The organism is Proteocatella sp. QWL-06 (assembly GCF_058684135.1).
Genome location: NZ_CM178755.1, coordinates 529,911 through 554,393, shown reverse-complemented (window position 1 = coordinate 554,393; position 24,483 = coordinate 529,911). Strand labels below are relative to the sequence as shown.

Annotated in this window: 18 protein-coding genes and 1 pseudogene; 7 read left to right on the top strand and 12 right to left on the bottom strand. The window is 36.6% G+C overall.

The genetic code is table 11. From position 1 onward, the window contains the following. Positions 1–51: 51 nt before the first annotated feature. Complete coding sequence (locus tag AC4PGZ_RS02710; RefSeq protein ID WP_492159506.1) at positions 52–606, bottom strand: helix-turn-helix domain-containing protein; 555 nt, start codon at positions 604–606, stop codon at positions 52–54. Between the two features lie 254 nt (positions 607–860). On the opposite strand from AC4PGZ_RS02710, the pseudogene AC4PGZ_RS02705 reads away from it, so the two are divergent. Beyond that, positions 861–1,073: pseudogene (locus AC4PGZ_RS02705) on the top strand (hypothetical protein); the annotation flags it as partial. 205 nt (positions 1,074–1,278) lie between these two features. Here the strand turns inward: AC4PGZ_RS02705 and AC4PGZ_RS02700 are convergent. Continuing rightward, positions 1,279–2,541, bottom strand: a complete 1,263-nt coding sequence (locus tag AC4PGZ_RS02700) for an IS1380-like element ISEnca1 family transposase (protein WP_492157829.1) — start codon at positions 2,539–2,541, stop codon at positions 1,279–1,281. Between the two features lie 662 nt (positions 2,542–3,203). Between AC4PGZ_RS02700 and AC4PGZ_RS02695 the strand changes: the two genes are divergently transcribed. Then, complete coding sequence (locus AC4PGZ_RS02695) at positions 3,204–4,103, top strand: GGDEF domain-containing protein (protein ID WP_492159505.1); 900 nt, start codon at positions 3,204–3,206, stop codon at positions 4,101–4,103. 95 nt (positions 4,104–4,198) lie between these two features. On the opposite strand, the gene AC4PGZ_RS02690 is transcribed toward AC4PGZ_RS02695, so the two are convergent. Beyond that, positions 4,199–5,272, bottom strand: coding sequence for a 2,3-butanediol dehydrogenase (locus AC4PGZ_RS02690; protein WP_492159504.1), 1,074 nt, complete (start codon positions 5,270–5,272; stop codon positions 4,199–4,201). 220 nt (positions 5,273–5,492) lie between these two features. Here AC4PGZ_RS02690 and AC4PGZ_RS02685 point away from each other — a divergent pair, with 220 nt between their 5' ends. Then, a complete protein-coding gene (locus tag AC4PGZ_RS02685) occupies positions 5,493–5,873 on the top strand; it encodes a relaxase family protein (protein ID WP_492159503.1) in 381 nt (126 codons plus the stop codon). Here the strand turns inward: AC4PGZ_RS02685 and istB are convergent. Together istB and istA are read right to left on the bottom strand one after the other, a co-directional pair. Next, positions 5,796–6,524 (bottom strand): IS21-like element helper ATPase IstB, encoded by a 729-nt coding sequence (gene istB / locus AC4PGZ_RS02680; protein ID WP_492159502.1) that lies wholly within the window; start codon positions 6,522–6,524, stop codon positions 5,796–5,798. The two genes, AC4PGZ_RS02685 and istB, sit on opposite strands and share 78 nt — an antisense overlap. Next, positions 6,517–8,034: an IS21 family transposase gene (gene istA / locus AC4PGZ_RS02675; RefSeq protein ID WP_492160241.1), complete on the bottom strand. Its 1,518-nt coding sequence runs from the start codon at positions 8,032–8,034 to the stop codon at positions 6,517–6,519. The genes istB and istA overlap by 8 nt, the downstream gene beginning before the upstream one ends. A 139-nt stretch (positions 8,035–8,173) precedes the next feature. On the opposite strand from istA, the gene AC4PGZ_RS02670 reads away from it, so the two are divergent. Further along, positions 8,174–8,971, top strand: a complete 798-nt coding sequence (locus AC4PGZ_RS02670; protein ID WP_492159501.1) for a hypothetical protein — start codon at positions 8,174–8,176, stop codon at positions 8,969–8,971. A gap of 127 nt (positions 8,972–9,098) precedes the next feature. Here AC4PGZ_RS02670 and AC4PGZ_RS02665 read toward each other — a convergent pair whose 3' ends face one another. Beyond that, entirely contained in the window at positions 9,099–9,599 is a 501-nt protein-coding gene (locus tag AC4PGZ_RS02665; RefSeq protein ID WP_492159500.1) for a hypothetical protein, read from the bottom strand. A gap of 263 nt (positions 9,600–9,862) precedes the next feature. Here AC4PGZ_RS02665 and AC4PGZ_RS02660 point away from each other — a divergent pair, with 263 nt between their 5' ends. Then, a complete protein-coding gene (locus AC4PGZ_RS02660) occupies positions 9,863–11,041 on the top strand; it encodes an IS110 family RNA-guided transposase (protein WP_492159499.1) in 1,179 nt (392 codons plus the stop codon). A 957-nt stretch (positions 11,042–11,998) separates the two neighbouring features. Here the strand turns inward: AC4PGZ_RS02660 and AC4PGZ_RS02655 are convergent. From AC4PGZ_RS02655 to AC4PGZ_RS02645, 3 genes are read right to left on the bottom strand one after another with little or no spacing between them, the layout of a single operon-like run. Beyond that, positions 11,999–13,945 (bottom strand): vWA domain-containing protein, encoded by a 1,947-nt coding sequence (locus AC4PGZ_RS02655; protein WP_492159498.1) that lies wholly within the window; start codon positions 13,943–13,945, stop codon positions 11,999–12,001. Positions 13,946–13,956: 11 nt separating this feature from the next. Next, positions 13,957–15,192 carry a hypothetical protein gene (locus tag AC4PGZ_RS02650; protein ID WP_492159497.1) on the bottom strand — a complete coding sequence of 412 codons (1,236 nt, stop codon included), beginning with the start codon at positions 15,190–15,192 and terminating at the stop codon, positions 13,957–13,959. Beyond that, complete coding sequence (locus AC4PGZ_RS02645; RefSeq protein WP_492159496.1) at positions 15,189–17,300, bottom strand: P-loop NTPase family protein; 2,112 nt, start codon at positions 17,298–17,300, stop codon at positions 15,189–15,191. The genes AC4PGZ_RS02650 and AC4PGZ_RS02645 overlap by 4 nt, the downstream gene beginning before the upstream one ends. A 210-nt stretch (positions 17,301–17,510) precedes the next feature. Between AC4PGZ_RS02645 and AC4PGZ_RS02640 the strand changes: the two genes are divergently transcribed. After that, entirely contained in the window at positions 17,511–18,884 is a 1,374-nt protein-coding gene (locus tag AC4PGZ_RS02640) for an IS4 family transposase (protein WP_492159495.1), read from the top strand. Positions 18,885–19,025: 141 nt separating this feature from the next. On the opposite strand, the gene AC4PGZ_RS02635 is transcribed toward AC4PGZ_RS02640, so the two are convergent. The 3 genes from AC4PGZ_RS02635 to AC4PGZ_RS02625 all read right to left on the bottom strand — a co-directional run bounded on the left by AC4PGZ_RS02635 (position 19,026) and on the right by AC4PGZ_RS02625 (position 23,113). Then, a complete protein-coding gene (locus AC4PGZ_RS02635; RefSeq protein ID WP_492159494.1) occupies positions 19,026–20,819 on the bottom strand; it encodes an oleate hydratase in 1,794 nt (597 codons plus the stop codon). Positions 20,820–21,105: 286 nt separating this feature from the next. Beyond that, the gene (locus AC4PGZ_RS02630) at positions 21,106–21,687 is read right to left on the bottom strand and encodes a TetR/AcrR family transcriptional regulator (RefSeq protein WP_492159493.1); all 582 of its coding nucleotides are present in this window, start codon (positions 21,685–21,687) and stop codon (positions 21,106–21,108) included. A 1,141-nt stretch (positions 21,688–22,828) separates the two neighbouring features. Further along, positions 22,829–23,113, bottom strand: a complete 285-nt coding sequence (locus AC4PGZ_RS02625; RefSeq protein WP_213238326.1) for an ArsR/SmtB family transcription factor — start codon at positions 23,111–23,113, stop codon at positions 22,829–22,831. A gap of 226 nt (positions 23,114–23,339) precedes the next feature. Here AC4PGZ_RS02625 and AC4PGZ_RS02620 point away from each other — a divergent pair, with 226 nt between their 5' ends. Then, entirely contained in the window at positions 23,340–24,443 is a 1,104-nt protein-coding gene (locus tag AC4PGZ_RS02620) for an IS30 family transposase (protein ID WP_492159492.1), read from the top strand. Positions 24,444–24,483 lie beyond the last annotated feature (40 nt).

The following is a 24,483-nucleotide window of genomic DNA, read 5'->3' as shown; positions in this document are numbered from 1 at the left end:
TATCCTTAAGATACCGGAGGTGTTTTTGTTAATTAAATCGCACTGTCAGCATCATCTGCTGTAGTAAATCACAGAGTGAATGGAGCACAGCGAAGAAAAGGGATTTAAATATGCATGATCCCTGTCGGCACTGAACTTTATCGAATCTCCTGCGCTCAGGTGGTACAGCTGGCCTTCAATATCCAGATTGAGTTCACCGCAGCATACATAGATGTACTCCTCAACTCCAGTTCCATGAGCCTCAGACCTGTGTATGCAGCCTGGCTCAAGGTCCACTATGAGAACCTCAAAATTCTTTCTGGAATCATACTTGAATGTTGGATATATTGTGTATCCTTCGTTTGGATCGGCAATGTGCTGCAGATCCTCCTTCTTTATTATCACGAGCTCCTCTGACTTTTCCTCGAAAAGAGAGGTTGAAGATATATGGAGCCCGTTGGCAATCTTCCAGAGCGTAGACACCGAAGGGTTTGTCTCTCCACGCTCAATCTGACCTATCATACCCTTGCTGACACCGGTCATCTCAGCGACCTTGTCCAGACTCAGCCCCATGCTTCTTCGGTATCTGTTGAGATTGCTGCCGATTATCCTGTTAATATTGTCCAAATTAGCCCCCGCTCCTTTATGTAACATATTGATCCATAGATATTATATATAGATACTGTTTAATAATTTTATCACAAATATTAACACTGCTCAATACATGATTTTTACGGATATTGATAAAAAATGTCCGTAATTAAGCTGGAATAAAAAAATGTTGTACAGTGTACAAACACATGTTATAATATACAACGTTGTTAGTACATAATAATGTACATAAAAAGCAATATATTAGATATCATGAAGGAGAATTATTTATGGAAGCAACCGTATCGAAAGGAAGAAGCGCACAAGCTTCAGTTCAGGCTTCAGGCGAACTCAAAAAGACACTGGGTCTTGTACCTGCGCTGGCAATAGTTGTCGGAATGGTAATAGGATCAGGAGTATTCTTCAAGCCAACAGCGGTATTTACAGCAACAGGAGCTCCAGGACTCGGACTTATAGCATGGATCATAGGTGGAATTATAACCTAAATTCCACGTGCATTTTTTATTAGCTTAAAAGAACACTATTTCACGAAGAATTTAAACTGATACTCCCACATTGTAACATTATTTACCACCACCTTTCAATCTTTTTCAATAAATTATTGATTGCAACTTTTGAGTAAAGATACTTATTAAACCCTGCAAGTTATCCACAGAGCAACACTCGATTTTCAAGATGATATCTTTATTATACCAGACATTTTTCATACACTTCCTTGTACGGATAGTTTTCTGACAAATTCATAATTACAGTTCTTGCGGTTTTAATGATTTTGGCTGCAAGAAATACATACTTCAAACGAAAGGTCTTTATTTGCTGTCTGTATTCTGAAGGCTCTAAGGAATCAATCTTGAACAACAAAAACAGGTTATATGAAAGCATCATCATTTGAAACACCGCTTCATTTGCCCAAAATGATTTAAGTAAAAGATGACCCACCGCCATGTCGTATTTGGCTTCTTTAATATAGTTCTCAGCATTGCCACGTTTTTCATAGGATATAACTACTTTTTCAGAAAGCAATGTAGTGTTTGTCACAAAGAAAAAGTATTCGTACTCAGAGACTTCTAAAAGTGATATTTGTGCTCTTTCTTTTTCTGGTTTCAGTACCCGAGACACAACAAACCTTCTGTCTTTCTCCCAGTTATCTAATTTTGTAAACAGTTCTGTAGTTTCTCTGCCTTCTTCACCTTTAACGAATACAACCGATGAATTCGTTGCTTGGGATGCAAGCGTAGAATAACTTTTGGCTTTAATTAAATATTTGCAACCAAGAGATTCTATCGTTTCAATAATTTTTTCATCAAAGTAGCCACTATCCATTCGAAATAAAATCTCTAAATCATCTGTTTTGATGTTGGCTACTATTTCTTTGATCATTTCAGATGCACCGTTAGCTGTGTAAGTATTGCCACTTCTTACAAATCCGGTGACGTAGGCTTTTAATTCGTCGCAAAATGCAAACTGGATATTGTAGCATCGGTTTCCTAGTTTCTTGGGATTATATCCTTTTGATGCACCTTCTTGATGACCTTCTACGTTGATTACACTACTATCAATATCAATCGTAATGGATGTCAATTTACTTTTAGTGAGCAGTTTTTTAAAGACTTTAAAATTAATGTCTCTAAACATTTGTGTTGTCTTAAAGGTGAAGTTTCCTAAAAATCGTGACACTGTTTCAGGTTCTTTTACGGAAATATCAAATTCATTAACGAGTGGATCATTTTGAAGGAGCTTTAGACGTTCTAGCTTGTCTATACCAATAAAGTGACCACAGATCATCGTCTTTATATGATTCATCTTGATTTTATTTGTGGAGTCATTATCAAATACGAGGTCATCTTCAACTAGATCAAAAATCTCATTACTTTTTGCGTTCTCAAGGAGAAGAAAAAGACCTGCATTTGATGTTAGATTCTTAGCTGTGAAATCAATTTTATTAATCATAATTTAAACCCCTTTTTCTGCTTTTGTTACTATTATTGTACCATATATCGACTCATAAAAGCTGATAATTCAACACATTTTTGAGCATTTTTCTTTCACCCAATGGGTGAAAGCTGAATTTTGAAGGAACGTATATTTATCAATGCTTTGAGGGTGGTTTATAAAGTACTGACGTAGAATCTCAGTATTATTTTACCATATATCGAGTCATAAAAGCTGATAATTTAACATATTTTTGAGCACTTTTCTTTCACCCAATGGGTGAAAGCTGAATTTCGAAGGAACGCATATTTATCAAGGCTTTGATTATGCTTTTTGAAGTACTGACGTAGAATCTAGGTTATAAATATCAGTGAACTCAGACAGGAAGGGACAATCAGATGATTCCTTACAGGATATATTCGTTTTTAAAAATTATTTTGTTCATTTTAACTTCACATAGCCTCCTTACAAGAAAAAAACCAATCCGGTTCTGTATTGCCGCTTTTATATTAAACAGCTCATTCGTTTTCTTGAGCGGAATCTATCTTTTGGATTATATACATAATGAGGGAATATATAAAATTATAATGTATCTTGTTACATTTTCTTATATTATATATTTTAGTCTGGTTTTCAAGGAATCTCTGTCGAAAAAAGTTTTTACATTCTTCAGCATCCTCATGTTTTCTACGATAACGCTCTTTATAGCGTCTCCGGCTGCTGAGCTGATTTCCCGAATTAATGGTGTCAGCTATACTCAAGATCTCATATATATTTTCAGGAATATCATTAACTTTTTCTTTCTGCTGACAGCTTATTTCTGGGCAGGCAGGCATTACAAAAACATTCTGAATCTCGTGTCCGATAAAACAATCAGGTATATGGCGCTGTATCCGGCGCTTGCCTTTCTGCTCCTTGTCACCAACTTTACGACCCCTGCCCGTATCTCACAACTGGATAATTTCAATACTATATATCATATGATATTGTTTCTTCTGTTCATTGTAGTGGGTTATATACTTGTACTACTTGGAATAGCTTCGGCATCCAAGATAGTTTCCATGCAGTACAGCATGGAAAAGCTTGAGATAATTTCAAAAACAGACTCACTGACTGGTCTGTATAATAGAAGATATATTATTGAAAAGCTTGAAAATGAACTGATGAATTATAATGATACCGGAAATAAATTTTCAGTTATACTTGCAGATATCGACTATTTCAAGAATATAAACGACAGTTTTGGACATGACTGCGGAGACCAGGTTTTGAAAAGGGTATCACAGAATTTAAGAGATACGGTTCAGGAAAAGGGCGTTTTATCAAGATGGGGAGGAGAAGAGTTCCTCATACTGCTGCCTGAAACTGAACTCGATGATGCCATGAGACTGGCCTATGAAATGAGAAGGATCTGCGAAGAAAAAACCATTGATTATTACGAGCTCCAGATACCTGTTACCCTTACCTTTGGAGTGACTTCCAACGGAGATAACGAAACCATCGATGATACAATCAAAAAGGCAGACTATGCACTGTATGAAGGAAAAAACAGGGGCAGGAATTGTGTTTTCTCGTCATGATCATTCATAAAAAGCAATTTTAAATCGAAAAGGCCTTCCAGAAGTAAGACTTGTGGAAGGCCGGTTTTCAATTGGCAAAATTCAGTTGTTTATACTTATAAAAGAGACTTATCAGGCGTCACAAGTATCTTTACGTGATTTTTCTTATCCGGTCCTGTGAGCGATCCAAATCCTTCTTTCACAATGTCATCCAGGCTTATTTTCTTTGTGATGTAGCCTTCTGCCTTTATTCTTCCGTCATTCATAAGTGCCATAGTAGCCGGGAATTCATTTCTGTATGCGATTGTACCCACTATTGTTTTTTCAGAGAATATGAATGTATTCGGATTTATGCTGACCTCATTTTCCCATATGCTTGTCACTACCATTGTTCCATTGTGTCTTATGCTCTCCATTCCTGCATCAAAGCCTGCTTTTGACCCTGTAGTCTCAAATGATATGTCTGCTCCGACTCCTCCTGTGAGGCGCTTTACTTCTTCTGCCACATTTACTTCATTTGGATCTATCACTATATCTGCTCCGGCTCTGAGCGCATAATCCTGTCTTACTGACTTTCTCTGCATTACTATCACAAGGCTTGCTCCGGCAGCTTTGAGAGCTTCTATCGTTGCAAGTCCTATAGGGCCTGCTCCAAGCACAAGCGCACTCTGACCTGTCATGAATTTTCCAGTTCTGAGTGAATGGACTGCTACTGCTATGGGCTCTATAAGCGCCGCCTTTTCATATGAAAGTCCATCTGGAATCTTGTGAACGAATTTTGCAGGGAATACCGTGTATTCTGCAAATCCTCCTCCGCCTCCGCATAGTCCATGAAAACCAAGGCTGCTGCAGAGATTGTACTTTCCTTCCAGGCAGGCTGCACAGGTTCCGCATGCCACTATAGGTTCTACTGCAACTCTGTCTCCGATTTCAAGCCCTGCAACTCCCTCGCCCACTTCTGTTATCTCTCCTGAAAACTCATGACCAAGCACCACAGGAGCCACGCATCCGCTTATAGGATGCGGGGTTCCCTGTGGTATGAATATCGGTCCTCCCAGATATTCATGAAGGTCTGAACCACATATTCCGCACCATTTCACTTTTATCTTCACGCTTCCGGCAGTTACCTCTGGCTCTTTGATATCCTCTAATCTTACATCTTCTCTTCCATACCATAATGCAGCTTTCATATTATTCCTCCATATCGTATTTGTTTATAAATTATCAACTCATCCAATATAAGAGCAAAATCCGTTCCAATGCTGTGCTGCTACATATGATTTTCTTAAAAACCGCCTTATAAGCCCCGGAATCTGAAGCTTCTATATTTGTATTAACCTCCGGCCAGGCTACGGTAAAAGTTGGGTATATTCATATTTTCTCAAAAACGATATGAAAACAGTCTCGAAAATGAGAAATTTCCTTGGCTCCAGTGAAGCGATTCGGAAAATCAGCGACAAACTCTGCCTAGAGAACGGACTCTCGATTATCGAAGCTCCAAAGCAGGGACCGTCTCATTACGGCAAGTGGCTGGGCGACAAAAAACCGCTATCCTGGCAGGAGAAGCTGAGACAAATCATCGATGCTGTCATGGCGCAAAAGCCAGCAGATTTTGATGCTTTCCTGAAGTTAATGGCGGAGAATGGTGTTTTTTGCAAGCATAAATTCCTCACTTTTGCTAAAAGTTTTTCCTCAGGCATCGGTGAGGAATTTTTATGTCAATCTTATCAAAGAATTTTTCATTCTTTCACTGTCACCCTTAAATATCAGCAGGTAACAATGATGGAGTAGTCTATCAAGAAGTGCATTTGTCATCTGCTCATCATAAAGCACTGTTGCCCACCTTGAAAATTCGATATTTGTCGTTACAATGATGCTTTTTTTCTCATAGCATTCTGATATTATTTCAAAAAGAAGGCGAGAGCCGTCCCGATCGAGAGGGACATAACCCCACTCGTCTAGAATAATGAGGTCAGCCTTTTGTATCTGTTTCATAAAAATACTAAGGTCTCTGGATTTTTTTGCTTCAGAGAGCTTGTTTACAAGCGCTGCAGTCCTGTAGAATTTTACATTCATACCTTTTTTACACGCTTCAAGCCCAATAGCTTGAGCTAAGTGCGTCTTTCCTGTACCAGTATTTCCATAGAATACAAAGTTTCTTTTTTCCTCTATGAATTCACATGAACTCAAATACCTTGAGTCTATGCCTGACGGCATGTTTATATCATCAAACATGAAGTTGTCAAAACTCTTCATTGAATAGAATCCCGCATTTTTAATCAATCTTTGAATTCGCGTATTTTCTCTATGTTCCACCTCAAGTTGCAGAAGATTCAAAAAATACTGCTGTTCATTAAGAGATCCTAGATTCATGCTGTTATCAACCATATTTTGGCTGAATCTTAGAATTTTTATATATTCAGCTATCTGATCTCTAATCATTATGTCCACCGTTTAAACCCTTTAAAATTCGGTCGTAGGCATCGATATTAAGCTTTATTGGCGGCAAATCTGGAACACATTCCGGAATATATTGTGAAAGTTTAAAGTCAGGCATAAGGATTCTATTATGAATTGCAAGTAAACTATCTTTATCCAGTGCACCAATTACTTCTGCATCTGAAAAAGCTTTTACTGCCGAGTCAAAACTGTCCTTTTTTGTCATTTCAGAAAGCGTTTTAAGGATAATTCCTCTCTCGCTTCTATCACATTTTTCTAAGTGATTTTTCAAAGGATCAGGCAACATCTGATATATTCCAGTATATTTAAGTGCCGCAGGCCTGTATGAGAGTTGTTCTAAATATGGAATCCATAGCATGCTCTCTTTTTTTGTATTTCCATATAGTCTCTTATGCTCGACTACTGTCCTTAGACTTTCGTCTAAAACAATTACGGAAAAAGCAGTTATGCAGATCTGCACTGTACTCTTTGCATATTTTGGTGATGTCGAATACTGGTGAATACCTTGATTAAGCTTAAATTTGCCATACGCGTCAGTCTTTACAAATTCATATCTTGAGGCCTCGAAATTCACATTTGGTAAAACCAATAAAGCCTGCATATCCTCTTTAAATAGCTCTGATATATATGTTTCTTTCTTGTAATGTCCCCGTAAAGCATCTTTTTCACACTCTCCCAGCAGTTCTTTATTGAATTTATGAATATCCAGGAATTGAGGTACAGGAACAAGCAGATTTCTTCTTAAATAACCAACTTTATTTTCAACAGCTCCCTTTTCCTGACCTTTTGCAGCATTACAAAAAGCTGCTTCAAATCCAAAGTGGTTTTTAAATCTTATGAAACCTTCGGTGAGAGTACGTTCTCCATCCTTAAGTATTGTTGATACCATCGAAGATGCATTGTCAAACCACATTCTTTTTGGAACTCCACCGATATGATTGAATATGTTGATAAGTCCCTGCATAAGACATTCCAAGGTTTCTCCATGAAAAAGCTGCAGATACCCCATATTGCTGTGTGGAAAATCAACACTTAGATATTTACCAGTAATTCTGGTTCCGTTTTCAAAAAACTCCGCTTCACCAAAATCAACTTGAGCCTCTCCTGCAATATGTTCCAGAGGAAGTGAAGCTACGCTTTTAGAAAAAATCTGTTTTTTTCTTTCTGCCACATAGCTTGCAACAGTTCTGTAGCTACAATCGAAATCAGTTTTAAATTTCTCACACAACCTTACATAAACTCTTTTTGCAGTATGCCTCTGTTTTTTCTTGAACTTTTTGTCCTCTTCAAGCCAGGAATCGATAGTACTTTTAAAAGGATCAAGTTTTGATTCCCTGTATTCTTCCTTTTTAACCTCCGGTTTAGGAGACCAGTCATCTATTTCAATATATTTTCTTATTGTTTTCCTGTCATTACCAGTAATTTTAGAGATCTGACTGATATTATTGCCTTGTTCAAAATACAATTTTCTGATATCATTTTGTTGAGTCATTGAAAGCATTCTCCGTTTCCTCCCTGCAATTGATGTGGTGTTAATTACAAGGATAATATGAAATTGTGATGCCATCAATGACTTTTTGCAATTTTGAGGAAAAGCTATATGCACAACTGGGGAATTTCGTTCTGCAATATTGGGTAATTATATCTTACAACAAACAGAGAATGGTTATGAAGTGAAACAAGGGCAGTATCTGGCTTTCAAAACCAGTGGTCAGCAAAAATTCACCAGATTACGATCCCTGGGTGAAGGATATTCTGAAGATGAGCTAAGATCTGCAATTTTAGGAAAGACCGTCCACACTCCAAAAGTCAAAAGACCTTATCGAAAAAATCCGGACAAAATTAATCTCCTTGTGGATATCCAGGCCAAGCTTCAAGCAGGAAAAGGTCCTGGTTATGAGCGCTGGGCGAAGGTGTTCAATCTGAAACAGATGGCTCAGACCATCAACTTTCTGACGGAGAATAACATCACGGACTATGAAACCCTGGTTGAAAAAACAAAAGCTGCAACGGATCGTTATCACGAGCTGTCACAGCAGATCAAGGAAATTGAAAAACGTATGTATGAAATTACTGAGTTGAAGAAACATATCATCAACTATGCGAAAACGAAGGAGATATATATCGCATATCGAGAATCCGGATATTCAGGAAGGTTTTACGATGCAAACACAGAGGATATTTTGCTTCATCAATCTGCGAAACAAGCATTCAGTTTGCTCTCAGCAAAGCAAATACCTTCCATGAAAAATCTTCAATTAGAATACCAGGAGTGCTCGAGCGCGAAAAAATCGCTATCTGCAGACTATAGTTCTGTGAAGAGCATTATGAAACAATCTGTAATCATAAAAAACAATGTCGATCTTATTATGGGAACCTCGGATTCAAAAGTCATAGAAATAGACTACCTACAAGAAAAGGCTCGTTAACAGAATTGTTACACAAAATTTCAATTGGAATCAGTAGCCATACAACTCCATTTGTAACAAGACAAAACTCAATTAGGTGCATTTAGCTTTCTTGCAAGGTATTCGTGTATAAGTAATTAGTTTTTTACTAACTATCCGTCATTGGTCCATTATCACCGTTCCATAGCTTATTACCATCTAATTTTGACCATCGTATGTGCTCATAGTTTTTTTTCAACATATAATTATCGCAGCTTTGAAATGAATCAAACTGGAAAAATCCCATTTTTAAACCTTCGGAGGACAATTCGATATCCCTATGAATTCGATAATATTTTGCTCCTTTAAGTAACGCTGCTTGCCAGTACTCTTCATCAGTATCAATTTCCAGATTCTCCTCCGGAATGGAAACAGCAACTACAGTCAGTAGTCTACACCCAGAATTCAAATAATCGTTTGACCAACACCTCGACCCAAATTCAAGAGCAACTAATGGATCATCCGTCAAATAAACATACCCAAGTCTTGTCTTTGCATGACCCTCAGAAGGGAAGTGAGACAAGTCATCTGATGTTACTTTTAATTTACCCGTTGCTTTTACAGATATATACCGGTTATAGGTCGTACCATGATACAGAATAATATTCATATATTCTCCTTGTATAATGAAAACATAGTAAATTCTAAGTTTCCATTTCTTTTTTTATTTACTATAATTTAACTAGATGCTATGGATTAGTGTGATCTCCTACAGCAGCTTCGCTGACTGGTTCGTAAAGGCTCTAACCATGGCTCTATGTTTAATTGTTGATTAGTTAGATAACGCATAGACGTTTTATATTGAGCAAGGATACATTTAACATAGAGTTCGTGGAACGTAGTATCAAATCTATTATAAATGAGTTGTTTTCTATGTTATTCGTAGGTATCGATGTCGCTAAAAACAAACATGATTGCTGTATTCTAGGATCTGATGGCGTAGTCCATAATGATTCTTTACGTATTGAAAACTCAAAGATAGGTTTTGATTCTCTAATTGAATCTATCTATTTGGCGTTGGATTCAAAAGACATTTCTAACGTAAAAATAGGACTTGAATCAACAGGTCATTACAGCACAAATATCACTAACTTTCTGATTTCTAAAGGTTTCCAAGTCACAACCTTGAATCCTTTATCAACCAATCTTTTTCGTAAAGCCCATACTCTTCGAAAAACCAAAACGGACAAAACAGATGCGAAAGTGATTGCTTCTATGCTTTTTACTGATGATTCTAAATCCTATTCACCAGTATCATACCAAATTTCTGAGCTAAAGTCACTAACTAGACACCGTTTTCGTATGGTTGGATATCGCTCACGCTTAAAAATTTCAATTACTCGTTTGGTTGATATTATTTTTCCTGAATTACCTTCATTAGTTTGGTCTATTCATCAAGCTTCTTCCTATGCTGTGCTTTTAGAGCTGCCATCTCCAACTGATATTTCAAGTTGCCATCTCACAAAGCTCACCAACCTTCTGTCAAAGTCGTCAAAAGGCAAATATGGTAAAGAAAAGGCGATTGCTTTTCGAAATATTGCTGCTAATTCAATTGGTTCTTCAAGTCGTTCAGTTAGCTTCGAACTTCAACAAACAATACGATTAGTTAAGTCTATCCAGGCTGAAATTGATGCCCTTGATGCTCAAATCAAGATAGTTATGCAAGAACTCAATTCTCCTATTATGTCAATACCTGGTATATCGTTTACTTTAGGAGCTATTATATTAGCTGAAATCGGCGACATTCAGCGATTCTCTAATCCATCTAAATTGCTAGCTTTTGCAGGTATGGAACCTTCCACTTACCAATCTGGTAAGTTTAATGCTTCACATACGCCTATGGTAAAGAGAGGATCAACCTATTTACGTTGGGCAATTTTGCAAGCTGTCCGTCTTGTTGCGATGAGAGATATTACATTTAAGAACTATCTTTCTAACAAACAAACTCAAGGCAAGCATTATTATGTTGCTATAAGTCACACTGGAAAAAAGCTAATTAGATTGATACATTCTTTATTGAAAAATAATCGTTCCTATTTACCACAATATTAATTGATTCATTCTAATTTTGAGCAACTACGTTGTTCTGTTTGCCATGCTCATATTTCTAATCAAAATTCTTTTTTGATTAAAACTAAATTTTTGCTATTTTTTTCTTGACTTCATATAGTTAGTCTTTTCAGGATTGCCACAAGTGCTTCGCCTTTTTCGTTCAACCGATCCCAATATTTTCTACACTATTTGTTAGGGTAGTTGTGATGATTTAAAAAAGTTGATTTTTTGTATAATATTTACTACACTAATAGGGATGTTATAATTGTAACACCGCATATGTTTTTTTCAATGCAAATCCAAAGGGATGCTACAAAAGGAGTTCTTATGTCACTTACTTCAAACCTATAAATTAAAAAAATAACTAAAGAAAGTATCCAAACTGCATTAATACTACTTCTAAAAGAAAAAAATGGGAAGACATTACAATCAATAATATTGTAGAAAAAGCCGGCGTCTCACGTATGGCTTATTACCGTAATTACAAGTCTAAAGATGATATACTAACGGATATTTTTGATGATTTTATGACAAAGCTCACTGAAATATCTCTCCCTTATATGCAGACAAAACAGTGGTATGATTATTGGAAAGTTCTATTTGATTTTTTTCTGAGCATATAGAAAGTATCCGGCTATTATTCGCCTGTAACTATAAGTTATTCATCCTGAATTATTTAAATAATTTTTACATTAATAGCATAAAAACACCTTCACTCCCAGACCGTTATCGCATTTACGGCCGAGTTGGCTTGTTCTTTAATATGCTTGTTGAATGGATTGAAAACGATATGCCAATTAGTTCTGAAGAATTAGCTAAGGTGTGCTTTGAGTCAATTAATTTTTAACGTTTTTTCTCAAGGCATATATTTTTACCTTATCCATTAACGACTCAAAACCACGCACTTGCCGGATTTTTTCCAGTTCTCCCAGGCTAGATCTTATGCGAACTCACCTTTCAGTGATTATCAAAAGCAGACTGCATATTTTTCCCTACTGCTTTTAGCAGTTCTTTAGGTAGCCTTTCTATCTGTTCGCCGATCATTACTCCATGGGGCTCTCTGTAGCCTTCATTCCATACGAAATTAAAGATTTTTTCATTTGTATTGTTGCTTTTTCCCATTTGGAACGCATAGATTTCTACATTTTTAGATAGTAATTCTTGCACAGCTTCTTTTGCTGCTCCCGGAAAACTTGATGCACCATCTGTAATTTCAAAGACTATCTTTATTAGTTTTCCTTTTTTAAGTTCGCTTTCCTGCATGGACGTAATTCTATCAGATATTTCTCTAAGGCAACTTGCATCATCTGTCGCTCCATCTGTTGCATCTAACTTTACAATTGAGCGAATTATGTCGCTTTTTTCTTTTTCTTTCACATTTTTATCGTTAAATTCTTTAACATTATAAAACTTACTGCCAAAAAACCACGTTTCGCTTAAAACTTCAACTTTTTGATTCAGTTGTTCTGCATTGCTTTTTAAATATCGATTAAAATCATCAATTGACAACAATGTCACTGCCAAAGCTTTTCTTGCTGCTTCAATTTTTGACGCATTCATTGAGCCTGAATTGTCTATCACAAATGAAATCTCTATTCTTTCAGGCAAAATATCTGTTTGAGGCTCTAATAAGTACCTATTAAAAATTGGGAGATTTTTGTAATTTCCATTTTTTTCAGCTTCTATAAAATCCGGGTAGGAGTTAATGAAACTGTCAACATCCATTTTTCCCTTTAATTGACAATCCCTTTTTACACTTAACTCCTTCTTTGCATTCCCTATCAGCTTTTTCCAAAATTGACGCATTTGTTCTCTTTCCGATTTCATTTTATTTGAATAAAATTGAAACAATTGTTGATCTGTCTGGCTGATCCCATAGCGCTCTAAATCAACCTTGCCTTGTATTGTGTCTTGTATGTTTGAGGTTATTTGGTCCTGTTGCTCCAACATTTCTTCCAAAATCTTTTTTTCTTCTTCCTGGGTAGATTCCAATGAATCTGCTATCTCATATGCTTTAGATTGCTCAAAAGGATTTTCACTTCCATTTACCTGCTCTTTTGTTTGTCCTTCTGATTTATAAAATTTCATTTCATTAATTTCTTTTTTCCACAATTGCTCAAAAATCGGAAATATAAAGGAACGAATGAATGGATCTCTTTCTATAATTCCTTGATTACTATTTATCTGTCTAACTAATTGATAATGAATAAAATCAAAAAAAGGTTGATTGAAAATTTTTATGTCAAAAGGATTCTCAATACATTCTTCGATTTCAGGCTTTATTTTATATAATTCAATAATCAAGAAACTATTCGCAAAAGCTCTATGTTTAGGCATTTCAGAAATTGATTCAATAGTTTTACCTGTTTGTTTCATATATGATACAATTTTCTCGAAATTTTCTTTATCCCTGTATATAGGGCACATCTGCAAAACTCTCAGAAATGAAGCCTGTTTATCCATTAGAAATAACATATTAAGAATTTCTTTTCTTACATAATTTGAAATAATTCCGGGTTGATAAGCTATGTCTTTTTCCAAACCTTCTTTTTTTATCCTGTTTAAAATATAGCTTGTCATGTGATCAATTTCTTTTTGCCAATCTTTTTTTCTGTTCAAATATTTTTTAGTTTGCTTTTTCCAATCAGGGTATAGGGCTAACTCATAGTAAATATGCCACATAATTTGGTTGTCATCTAATTTTTCATCTAAAAAGCTTTGAAGGGGCAAGTATAATACTCCCTTGGAAGGATCTAACAGAAATCTTTCCAATTTTGGATCAGGAATATACATCAAACCAAGATCTCCTGTAAATGTGGCTAATGAGCGTTGTTCTTTTTGCAAAAATTCTTCGCAGTGTTTTTTAGATTCTTCAATTAGAGTTTGTGCATCAATATTAAACATACTCATCCCTCCTATTGATACAGTGAAAGATCCCACAGGTATTTTGGTGTGTCAATCCGATCAATGTCCAGCAGATTTAATTTACCTTCTACATCCATAAGCAAATATTTTGAAATACCTAATTTTAGGACATTTGTAAAAAAGATATCTTTGATATCCACCTCATCATTTAGATACCAATTTCCAAAATTTTCTTCAAGTAGGTATATGATTCCATCCTCACTTAAAACTACAGCAGTGCCTTTTTTAGATTGAACGTCAAACAAATTACCCTTTAAATCATTCAATTCTATTCTTACAGGTTTTGAGTCTTCTAATGAAAGTATCTTAAGATGCCCATTATTGCCTAGAACTATAATTGAACTCTTGCTGCCATTTTCATCCTGAAGGCATCTAATTCCCCTTATTTCATCATTCAAACATTTTATTTTTTCCGTAATAGTAAGTTGCTTGTTCTCGTATTTGATAAAATATAATTCTCCCATTTTTGTTCCAACTGCAAAATAATCTTCATTTACCTTCTCAAATGCAGTCCAATTTTGAATAGTGATATATATATCTTTATGAAAAACGATATCATATTCATCTTTCTCTTTTATTACTTCAAATAAACTAAACTTTTCGTCTCCATTTTCCACTACAAATAAACCTTCATTAATTTCCAGGCATCCTCCAAATCCATTAAAATCATGATCTGATTGAATACTTTTAATCTTAATCTGTCCGTTGACGTCTGGCATTTGGCTAAAATTATTGCATGAAAGAAGATAACATCCCCCTCTGACTCCAAAGAGCATAATTTCTTTATCACTCAATTTATATATATACGAAACCCTTTCCTTTATTTCTTTAATAGGAGGGCTCCACTCTCCCTCAATTTGATTACGATAAGAAAAATTATCAGCAACGTCTATATATAAAAATTGAACCTTTCCGCCTATACTGCTTGTAATAAAAAGATTTTCATTTATTCTCAATGCAGTTTGTAAGAAACTATCAAACCTAAATGCTCCCAATTGTTTTAAAGGTTTTATTTGCATTGAAGTTTTTTTTATACTATTTGCATAAACCCTGTAATAAGGAATTAATTCAGCCAATAACTCTTCTTCTATTTGTGAAAGTTTATTTAATTGTTCTTCAAAACCATCATCCAAAACCCCATTTGTTTGGCATTCATTTAGCTTCTTTCTTAAATCTATAACCTGATTCTTGAAATTCTTTCCGTCTACTGACAAATTCAGTTTCATTTTTCTCCTTCATTATCCTCCAGGTATTCAAGCAGCTCCTTTGAATGTTCTAAATGGGATAATTGCTGGTCTAGTTTCTGATATTTTTTCACATCAATCCGCAGTGAATCATCAATATCAATTTCAAAAATTTCTTTTAGTCCCTTTGTCAAAACTCTCCTTAGAGTTCCTTTTCCAAATACCAGATGAACTACATCTAAACAGCTTAAAGTTTCTATTGATGGGCGGACATAGTGATATGGGCGGGTACGAATTTCTTCGTATGTTGCCGCTGCTTCTCCTATGCCTTTTATCTCAATATTCCATCCCTCTCCTGTAGGGAAAAATCCAAAACGCACCGCTTGTGAGAGAATATAATTTTGATCGTCAGGATAAGTGATTGAACTAATAAAACCATCCCACAAGGCTTTACTCAAGTCTTTTTCTTCGCCTAGATTCCAATTATCTAAAACGTGCAAAATATTACGGATTGATAATACAGACTCTCTAAGCTCAGGTTCATCCATTCCAGAATCTTTTAGGATTTCATTATCTTTCCACTTACCCATAAAAACATTCTGAGTAACCCTACACAGTTGAGAAAAGCGGAACAATTCTTCTAATGTCCTTTTGGAATCAGGAATGTGAATATTTCCATTTTTGTCAGCCAATTGTGCTATTATTATTCTGAAAAGTTCGTTTTTTTCTGGGAACTCCTGATCTTCCAGGGAACCGGTTATTTTTTGAGGTACATAATTGTATTCAATTGTTACGAAACGTGATTTAAAGGCTGGATTCAGCTCATTTGTCCCTTCATAATTAACCATTTGAGTTGATAGATTCCCTGTACCGATAAATCCAAATCCAGGGTTAATCAAAACAGGGCCAACTCCTGTAATATAAGCTGTACTTCCTACATGACGCTGCAATATATCATTCAAAGCTATTAAGTTTTGCATGGCAATTGTATTTAATTCATCTACGATTACAGTGCGGCCTTCCTTTACTGCAATCAAAATTTCTCTTTCTACTTTTTTTATTACAGTACCAAAGCTACTATTACTTGCTACCAGTAAATCAGAAAAGCTCTTCCATATTTGAATCTTAAGCTGCAGCTGCTCTTCATCAGTCATCTGCTCCAGTCTTTCTTTGTGCTCATCCATCCACTTATAAAAATCTCCTATAATCATATTAAGGTAATCCGTATATGATCCCTGGGAGAAACTATGTGTAAGAGACAAGGTTTTTTCCACGAACATATCTTCATAGGTTAAATTATGTGAACCGGATATAAATAGCGGCTGCAGGGACTCTATTTCCCCTTTACTTCCATTGGTTAATATATTTTTATAATAAAGCTTTCTTTCTTCATTAAGTTCTTTAAATACTTGAATAGCATCTTTTTCTTTCGCATTTGGATTTTTAGAAAACCATTCCTCCATTTTATTTTCTAATTCACTTTGTATTTTATTTTGAATATTAAAATCCATGGCTGCTTCAGTTGCTAATTGTGTTTTCCCGCTTCCTAAATGTCCTACAATATATACAGGGACACCTAAATTCAACGAATCTATTACTTTTTGCTTTGCATTAACTACATAGGGGACAGCTACCAAACGTTGCTCGTGCTGGGTTTCTATATCGCTTATCAATTGACGTTTATAATAAAATTCCCATGCTTCAGGAGAGCTTTCCAGGATCTTCTTCAATTCCTTTTCCAATCCTCTTATGCAGTCAACGCGATATCTTGTAGCTGAATTACTACCAAAGTGGCTGTAATTATTAGTCTCGCTGCTTATCCTCCTTTCAAAGCGAAGAAAAAACCTTTCATATTCAATTAAATTCTCAATTTCCTGTATCTTTTTACCCTGGTTTGCTGTTTCCTCTTCTACATAAGCTTTATATTTTTCGTAAAAAACATTATCTTCTTTAGAATAGACAGGAATTTTATCATCTCTTTCTTCAAATTTTCGAAAAGCTTTAAAAAATGATTCTTGTCCTTCTATCTCTCTATTATATTCATATTCCAATGACCTTGAGGCTTCCCTGCGCAAATCATCTTCATACCGGCTTTGCATTTCTTCTATGGCAGGAATATAAGCTTGCTTAATGTTTTTTTGTTCTTTCACAGAAGTCTCCTCCATTTTATGATGTTTATTTAATAAGGGCTTTGCCCATCATTATAATAATTGAATATAATTGACTCATACTTCGCACTTCAAAAAGTGCCTATGGACCTTGAAAATTCAATAATATTTGACAAATAAAAAGCATGAAAGCCCCGTTTTTGGTATAATTGAGTTATCAGAAACAATAAATCAAAACCGGAGGTTCATGCTATGAAAATAATAACACAAAAATACGAAATTGATAATACAGTTTCTTCAAGAATATCCAATTTTTTTAAGACTTACAGGGTGGGTTCCATACTGAAAGCTTCCAATGGCTGTAAATCCAAGGGGGTTGCTTCAGTAGCAATTTTTCAGTACATCTTTTCTCTTGTCTTCTTCAACAGAAGCATGTATATGGAGATGATGTCCGAAAAACGTGTAAATGGCTTCGCTAAGGATTCCGTATATAGATTTGTAAAATCGGCCAACATAAACTGGCTCCGCTTTACGACAATGCTTTCATCAAGGATTGTAAGCACAACTATCGAGAAGCTTACAGATGAAGAACGCATTAATGTTCTGATCGTTGATGACACTATGTTTGAAAGAAACAAGTCCAAGCATGTTGAACTTCTTTCGAAAGTATATGATCATGCAAATTCAAAATTCAGAAAAGGCTTCCGCCTTCTCACGCTTGGCTGGTCTGACGGCAATACATTTCTTCCCGTAAACAGCTGCCTGCTTTCTTCTGAAAATATGAAAAACAGGTTTAACGAAGCTGAAACGATGGACAAGAGGACCTCAGGTCATAAGCGGAGAGCTCTTGCTCAGACAAAAGCTACACTAGTTATGCTTGAGCTGATTAAAGAATCCATGCAGCATGAAATCTCTGCAAAGCATGTGCTTTTTGATACATGGTTCTGTTCGCCGTCATCCCTGACTTCAATTAAAGGCATGGGACTTGACTCTATAGCAATGACCAAAAAGACACCCAAAATGCATTATCAATACAACGGTGAGATGCTTCCGGTCACTGAGATATACAAAAGGAATCGCAAACGCAGGGGGCTTTCAAAGTACCTGCTTTCAGTAGATGTCAATGTAGTCAAAGACGAAGTCTCTATTCCGGCAAAGCTTGTATTTGTAAGGAACCGAAATAAGAAGAAAGACTATCTTGCAATAATTTCTACAGACATAACCCTGGATGAAAATGAAATCATCAGAATATATGGCAAAAGATGGGACATAGAAGTATTTTTCAAGATCTGCAAGTCATATCTGAAACTGACTAAGGAATGTCGATCTTTGTCTTATGATGCAATGACAGCTCATGTAGCTGTTGTATTTACAAGGTATATGATGCTTGCTGTTGAAAACAGGGCATCTTCCGATAAACGAACTCTTGGTGAACTGTTCTATCTGATAGCAGATGAAATGGCTGACATAAACTGGATGCAGGCATTTCAAATGCTTATGAATGCATTTTTATCAACTTTAGCAGATAAGATTTCGCTTACATCAAGTCAGCTAGAGCAATTTATGGATTCTTTCTTTGAGGCACTTCCTTCATCAACGAAAAAGTGTCTTGGTTTGTGTATCTAAGATAGTTGATTCATGTCAAATATTGAATTTTCAAGGTTCATAGAATAATATTCATGTGCGAAGTATGAGTAATTGAATATAAATTAAAATCCCGTTTTTTTAAATTCGGGATTTTAATCAAATTATCAATTCAAAATGTCACTAAAAAATGCCATATTCTTTTAATAACTGTTCAATTTCTGTTCCTGCTAGTTGTTTCATAATTTTACGTTTAGTCAATGGTGGTAAATCAATTTTTAGTTTTTCGCCATCTAATAAACTTGCACCTGCATTTAACAAATAGCGGATATCATATCTTGAAGCAAATACCTCAGGAACTCCTTTTTCAACTCCAGTCAGTACATATACTGCTTCCATAGCTGTACGTCCCGAGTATTCGATAGTAAATACAGTATCACGTCCTGGATCATCCAATGTTTCAGCAAATTGTCCAAGAAAAGCAAAGTTTACTGCATTCTTTGGCACAACATATGGACGATCTCCAAATTCACGAGGCATAAACATAGATGTGATAAATGGCATCATAACAGGGACTGCAGTACATGATTCTGCTAATTCTTCGATCTCATCTACAGGAACACCTATATGGTATAACCATTCCTTTGTGATTTCCTTACCAGTGCAATCTCTCATAGGCTTTTTAATGTAATCGCCAGGAACATCAGAAAATAAACCATATACCCAAACAACAACGTCTTTTTCAGGTTGTCCATAATATTGCTCTTGACGGTTTATTGTCCAACTCATTAACCATGAAGAGTCAACTGCTGTAACTATACCACCTGTTACAGTGCGTCCTCCATATGGTGAACGTTTTGTGATCTTTTCAATGTACTTAGGAACACGTTCATCATGACAAGTTACTGTGCAAGACTCCCAATTGGATTTTTCTGGATCTGTGCAGAATTTATCTGGATGTCCAAATTCATCTGATTGAGCAGCTATGTTTCTCCATAATCTCCAACATCCCCCTAGTTCCTTGTTAAATGGAGCTGGAGTATTGTCATCTCCATATCCGGAACCTTCAGTCATAGAACCATTGGTGATAAATATCAGGTCGTTTTCCGTTAAGCTGATAGAAATATCATTTCCATTTCTATCTCTTGCAGCTATCCTCTTTGCAACCTTTTTATCATCTGAAATTGAGAACTCAACGTTATCGACAGTGACTCCATATTCAAATTTAGCGCCATGATCTTCTAAATATTTAACCATGGGTTTTACAAATGAAGTATATTGATCATGTCGTGAAAATTGTAAAGCTGAAAGATCCGGCAGACCCCCAACATGATGTATGAAGCGGTTCATATACAATTTCATCTCTAAAGCACTATGCCAGTTCTCAAAAGCGAACATTGTTCTCCAGTATGTCCAGAAATCAGAATTTAAAAGTTCCTCAGAAAAAATATCTTCAATAGCTTTATTTTGAAGTTCTTCATCTGGTATACTTACAAAAGCAGCTAATTCTTTTGCCAAGTCTTGACCTAAATTGAACTTTCCATTATCATAGCGTTCGCCTTGGTTATTTGTAATACGACAATTGCTAAAATTTGGATCGTCATGATTTGTATAATAAAAATGGTCTAACACAGTCATATTAGGATCTTCTGTAGATGGTAAGGAACTAAACAAATCCCATAAAACCTCAAAATGATGTCCCTGTTCACGTCCACCACGCGCCACATAACCAATATTTTGACGAACTTGGCCGTCCAAACTTCCTCCAGCAATATCTAATTGTTCTAAAAAAGTAATCTTACTTCCATCCATGTGAGCATCACGAATCAAAAAGCAGCCGGCAGCTAAAGCACCAATTCCTGTACCAATTAAATAGGCCTTCTTATCATCAATTCCTTTAGGCTTTCTTGCATTCACTAAAGAATGATAGTTCCCATTTGTAAGTGTAAGCCTGTCATCATGTGTTTTTAATTTCATTTTATCTCCTTCTTTCTTAATAGTCTTCTAAATCCTACTATTATGTTTAGAGTTCTTTTATGTGAACTCTACTAGCACTCCACATTTTGAGGGGTAATAAATAACAACACCTCCTTTAACTTTGTGAATACTTGTTATCTGTAGGATTTGTTTATACTTATAATATCGCTTTTTTATGTCTTTTACATTAGGCAAACAAACTGCAGTGTTCGAATTTCGAACACTGCAGTTTGTTTGCCTAATTTTTTGGCATTGAGATTAGAATGCCTTACAAAAAAAGATTTTGTTATTGTTTTTTATTAGAGTCATTTAAACCAGCACTTCGCTTAAGGGATAGGGCAATGTGTCCATCGAAGAGCCGCCCGATTCGTCTGATGATAGTATCAGGGTCTTCCTTCATTCCAGAAGCAATCCAGCGTAGTACCATTTCAGTAAGAGCACACTGATAAAAGGAAGCAATCAGTTTTTTATCCCCCGAAGAAGCTGAGATACCGTCGCTTACTTTTTCAACATACCGGCTCATGACATGTCCTGATACATTGTATATATAATCCTCTAATTCTTCTCTCTGCATGGAGTTATATACATGATTAATGGCTATTTTGTTTTCTAAAGCAACCTTAGTAGCTACAATAAAACTCTCCTCCCAGGAAAATGTATCATTATATTCATCAATTACTGTCTGGAGTTCTGTTTGAAAGAGCTCTGACAGAAGTGCATATACATCTGTGTAGTAATAATAAAAAGTATTTCTATTGATCTCACATGCTGAAGCAATATCCTTAACTGTGATTTTATTAAGTGGACGCTCATTCAATATCTTTATGAATCCTTCTCGAATCTTTTTTTTCGTATATTGCTGTGCCATGCCATTACCTCCTAGTATAATATTGTTATACCCACTAAGGGCTATACTTTAAAATATTTCTAAATATAAAATTATTCATTTCTTTTATTCTGTAACAGAAGAAAGAGTTCTTCCTTCATCAGATGTTAATTCTAAATTTAACATGTCTGAAGGTTCCCAGTAGACTCCAGACTTTTCATAAAGTATACTCTTAAAGGATAGGATAAAAAATGTTACCCCCCTTGGGAAGTCAGTTTCTACTGACCTATACATATGATTAAGTCAATTAGTCCATTCAATGAGGTTTTATGATTTGGCTGGTTTGGAACCTCAGGCTATACTCGTATCACATGCTAGGATGTGTACTCATTGCTTGGAAATGGATTCCTATCAGAAAGAGGCTATCGCTCATATCAAACAATATTAAATATGATTTATTATCTATCAAGAGAATATTATGACCTAATGGACAACCGTTCTTCTTACGTGAATAAGCTTCAAGGCGAATTATGGATGGTATATCCGCAATATTTATAAGTTTTTTCTAAAATTACTACAAATACTACAATAAAATTACTGGAAAAATACACTTCTCCAGATGCATTTTTAAGTGCACCTAAAGATGATATTATTAACTCCATACGTTCTACTGCACGCTTTGGAATTATTTATGCTGAAAACAAGTATAATGCCATTATTCAGGCTGCAAATAATGCAAAAGCTTTTGGTCATTCAGTAAGCAGTAATTTTAAACGCATTCATCTATATACTCGTTTTATACGTCAGTATGATGAAGAAGTCTCATCAATACTGTCTGATATGCATGAACTTGTGAACGCCTACAAAGACACTGAATTTGTTAAACAGATATATCTCATCGAGTCATTTAAAGGTGCAGGATTTCTTTCTGCAGTAAGCCTTACGATTATCGCTGTAGCTTTAATAGTTCTTTGTTTTGCTGTTTGCTTTATTAATCTTAGACTTCTGATGTTGGGTTAGTTTCCTATTGCTCTTGGCTTCAAGGTTTCTTATCTTCACTCCCTTTATTAGAATTCTCTATCATACTGCTCATCATTTTATTTTTCTGCTCAGCACTCATATGATTCATCATACGATTCATCAATCGCTCCATAATATTCATCTTAATTTTCCTCACGTTTTTTTAATCCTCCCCATTACCAATTTGCTGAAGCTCTTTTAAAGAACCTAAAAGCTGTGGCTTTGTAAGACTATAGTAGATAAACGCACCTTCACGTTCAGGCTCCAGCACATGTCCCTCCTTCAAAACACGTAGGTGATGTGATACCAAGGGTTGCGGTAACTCTAATGACTGTATAATTTCTGAAACCGACTTTCGTTCCTTTCCAATGAAATAAACAATACGTAAACGATTAGAATCAGCCAAAATTTTTAAAAACTGTTGTAAAAATTCAAAATCCAGTGTCATTACCTCCTTTCAAATACATTTATGGTTATTTATATAAATTGAAGTTTATATCAATTATCATTTATATTAATGTTTGTTTATATTGTACTTCTGGATATATTTTTTGTCAATAATTATTTTTATAAAACTGACTTATGGCGAGTTGTAGAATAAAGTGAAAGAAAGTGGCCCAGAGTATCTGCGGTATAATGTAGTGAGCTAAACCAACACTATAAGGAGCAGAACTATGAGCCATCTTCATTCTACCATCGAGCCGACCAGAAAGAAATACAACCACCTCACCTTCTGCGAGCGCCAGAAGCTCGAGACTCTGATGGAGGGCAACCGCAAACTGGCCAAACGCAACCGGCTAAATCAGGGCCACCTAGCCCTGATGCTCCAGTGCAGCGAGGCGACCATCAGCCGGGAACTCAGGCGGGGCCAGGTCGAGCTTCTCTCGTCGGATCTGACAAAGTATACCTCCTACTCGGCGGTGATCGCTCAGGCCGACTATGACTTCCAGGCCACGAACAAGGGGCCGGAACTCAAGCTGACCGATGACCCGGTATTCATCGAGCTGGTGGAGGAAAAGATCCTGGAGCAGAAGTGGTCCCCCGACGCGGTGGTCATGTACCTGGAAGGTCTCCCCGAAGCGCCCTGCAAGACAAAGGTGTGCACCCGCACGCTCTACAACTACATCGAGATGGGACTCTTCTTCCACATCGGGCTGAGTGATCTGCCCCGGGAGGAACGCCCGCGCAAGAAGCGCAAGCGGCACGTACGCCGAGCGTTCAAGGCAGGAGATGCGCCCCTGATCAGCGAGCGGCCCTTAGAGAGCACTGAGCGCCTGGAGCCGGGGCACTGGGAGATGGACTGCATCGTCTCAGGAAAAGGCAAGGGCAAGGCGGCGCTCCTGACGATGAACGACCGCTGCACGCGTGGGACGCTGATCTTCAAGCTCAAAGCCCAGACCCAGAAGGAAGTGTTCCGAGTGCTTAACACTCTGGAGCGCGGAATGGGGCTGGCCGAGTTCCTGGAGCGGTTCAAGACCATCACGGTGGACAACGGCAGTGAGTTCCTTAACTGGAAGGGGCTGCAGAAGTCCGTGACCAGAACCAGCCAGTCCAGGACCAAGGTCTACTTCTGCCATCCCTACAGTGCCTTTGAGCGGGGGACCAATGAACAGAATAACGGCGTGATCCGCTACCATATCCCCAAGGGGGCCTGCATCGGCGACTACAGCAAAGCCCAAATCCAGAAGATCCAGTACTGGCTCAACAGCTATCCCCGACGGGTCCTGGGGGGCAAGACCGCCAACCAGGCAAGGGAAGCCTATGAGAGGGTTGCGTGATCTTAGCCCATTTCAAGTGCTCGACCCCATCAGCCCACTA

What these genes read in the sequence shown, in the direction of transcription:
- AC4PGZ_RS02700 (WP_492157829.1), bottom strand. Translation starts at nt 2,541, where the DNA reads ATGATTAATAAAATTGATTTCACAGCTAAGAATCTAACATCAAATGCA.
- AC4PGZ_RS02695 (WP_492159505.1), top strand. Translation starts at nt 3,204, where the DNA reads ATGTTTTCTACGATAACGCTCTTTATAGCGTCTCCGGCTGCTGAGCTG.
- AC4PGZ_RS02690 (WP_492159504.1), bottom strand. Translation starts at nt 5,272, where the DNA reads ATGAAAGCTGCATTATGGTATGGAAGAGAAGATGTAAGATTAGAGGAT.
- AC4PGZ_RS02685 (WP_492159503.1), top strand. Translation starts at nt 5,493, where the DNA reads ATGAGAAATTTCCTTGGCTCCAGTGAAGCGATTCGGAAAATCAGCGAC.
- istB (WP_492159502.1), bottom strand. Translation starts at nt 6,524, where the DNA reads ATGATTAGAGATCAGATAGCTGAATATATAAAAATTCTAAGATTCAGC.
- istA (WP_492160241.1), bottom strand. Translation starts at nt 8,034, where the DNA reads ATGACTCAACAAAATGATATCAGAAAATTGTATTTTGAACAAGGCAAT.
- AC4PGZ_RS02665 (WP_492159500.1), bottom strand. Translation starts at nt 9,599, where the DNA reads ATGAATATTATTCTGTATCATGGTACGACCTATAACCGGTATATATCT.
- AC4PGZ_RS02660 (WP_492159499.1), top strand. Translation starts at nt 9,863, where the DNA reads ATGTTATTCGTAGGTATCGATGTCGCTAAAAACAAACATGATTGCTGT.
- AC4PGZ_RS02655 (WP_492159498.1), bottom strand. Translation starts at nt 13,945, where the DNA reads ATGTTTAATATTGATGCACAAACTCTAATTGAAGAATCTAAAAAACAC.
- AC4PGZ_RS02650 (WP_492159497.1), bottom strand. Translation starts at nt 15,192, where the DNA reads ATGAAACTGAATTTGTCAGTAGACGGAAAGAATTTCAAGAATCAGGTT.
- AC4PGZ_RS02640 (WP_492159495.1), top strand. Translation starts at nt 17,511, where the DNA reads ATGAAAATAATAACACAAAAATACGAAATTGATAATACAGTTTCTTCA.
- AC4PGZ_RS02635 (WP_492159494.1), bottom strand. Translation starts at nt 20,819, where the DNA reads ATGAAATTAAAAACACATGATGACAGGCTTACACTTACAAATGGGAAC.
- AC4PGZ_RS02630 (WP_492159493.1), bottom strand. Translation starts at nt 21,687, where the DNA reads ATGGCACAGCAATATACGAAAAAAAAGATTCGAGAAGGATTCATAAAG.
- AC4PGZ_RS02625 (WP_213238326.1), bottom strand. Translation starts at nt 23,113, where the DNA reads ATGACACTGGATTTTGAATTTTTACAACAGTTTTTAAAAATTTTGGCT.
- AC4PGZ_RS02620 (WP_492159492.1), top strand. Translation starts at nt 23,340, where the DNA reads ATGAGCCATCTTCATTCTACCATCGAGCCGACCAGAAAGAAATACAAC.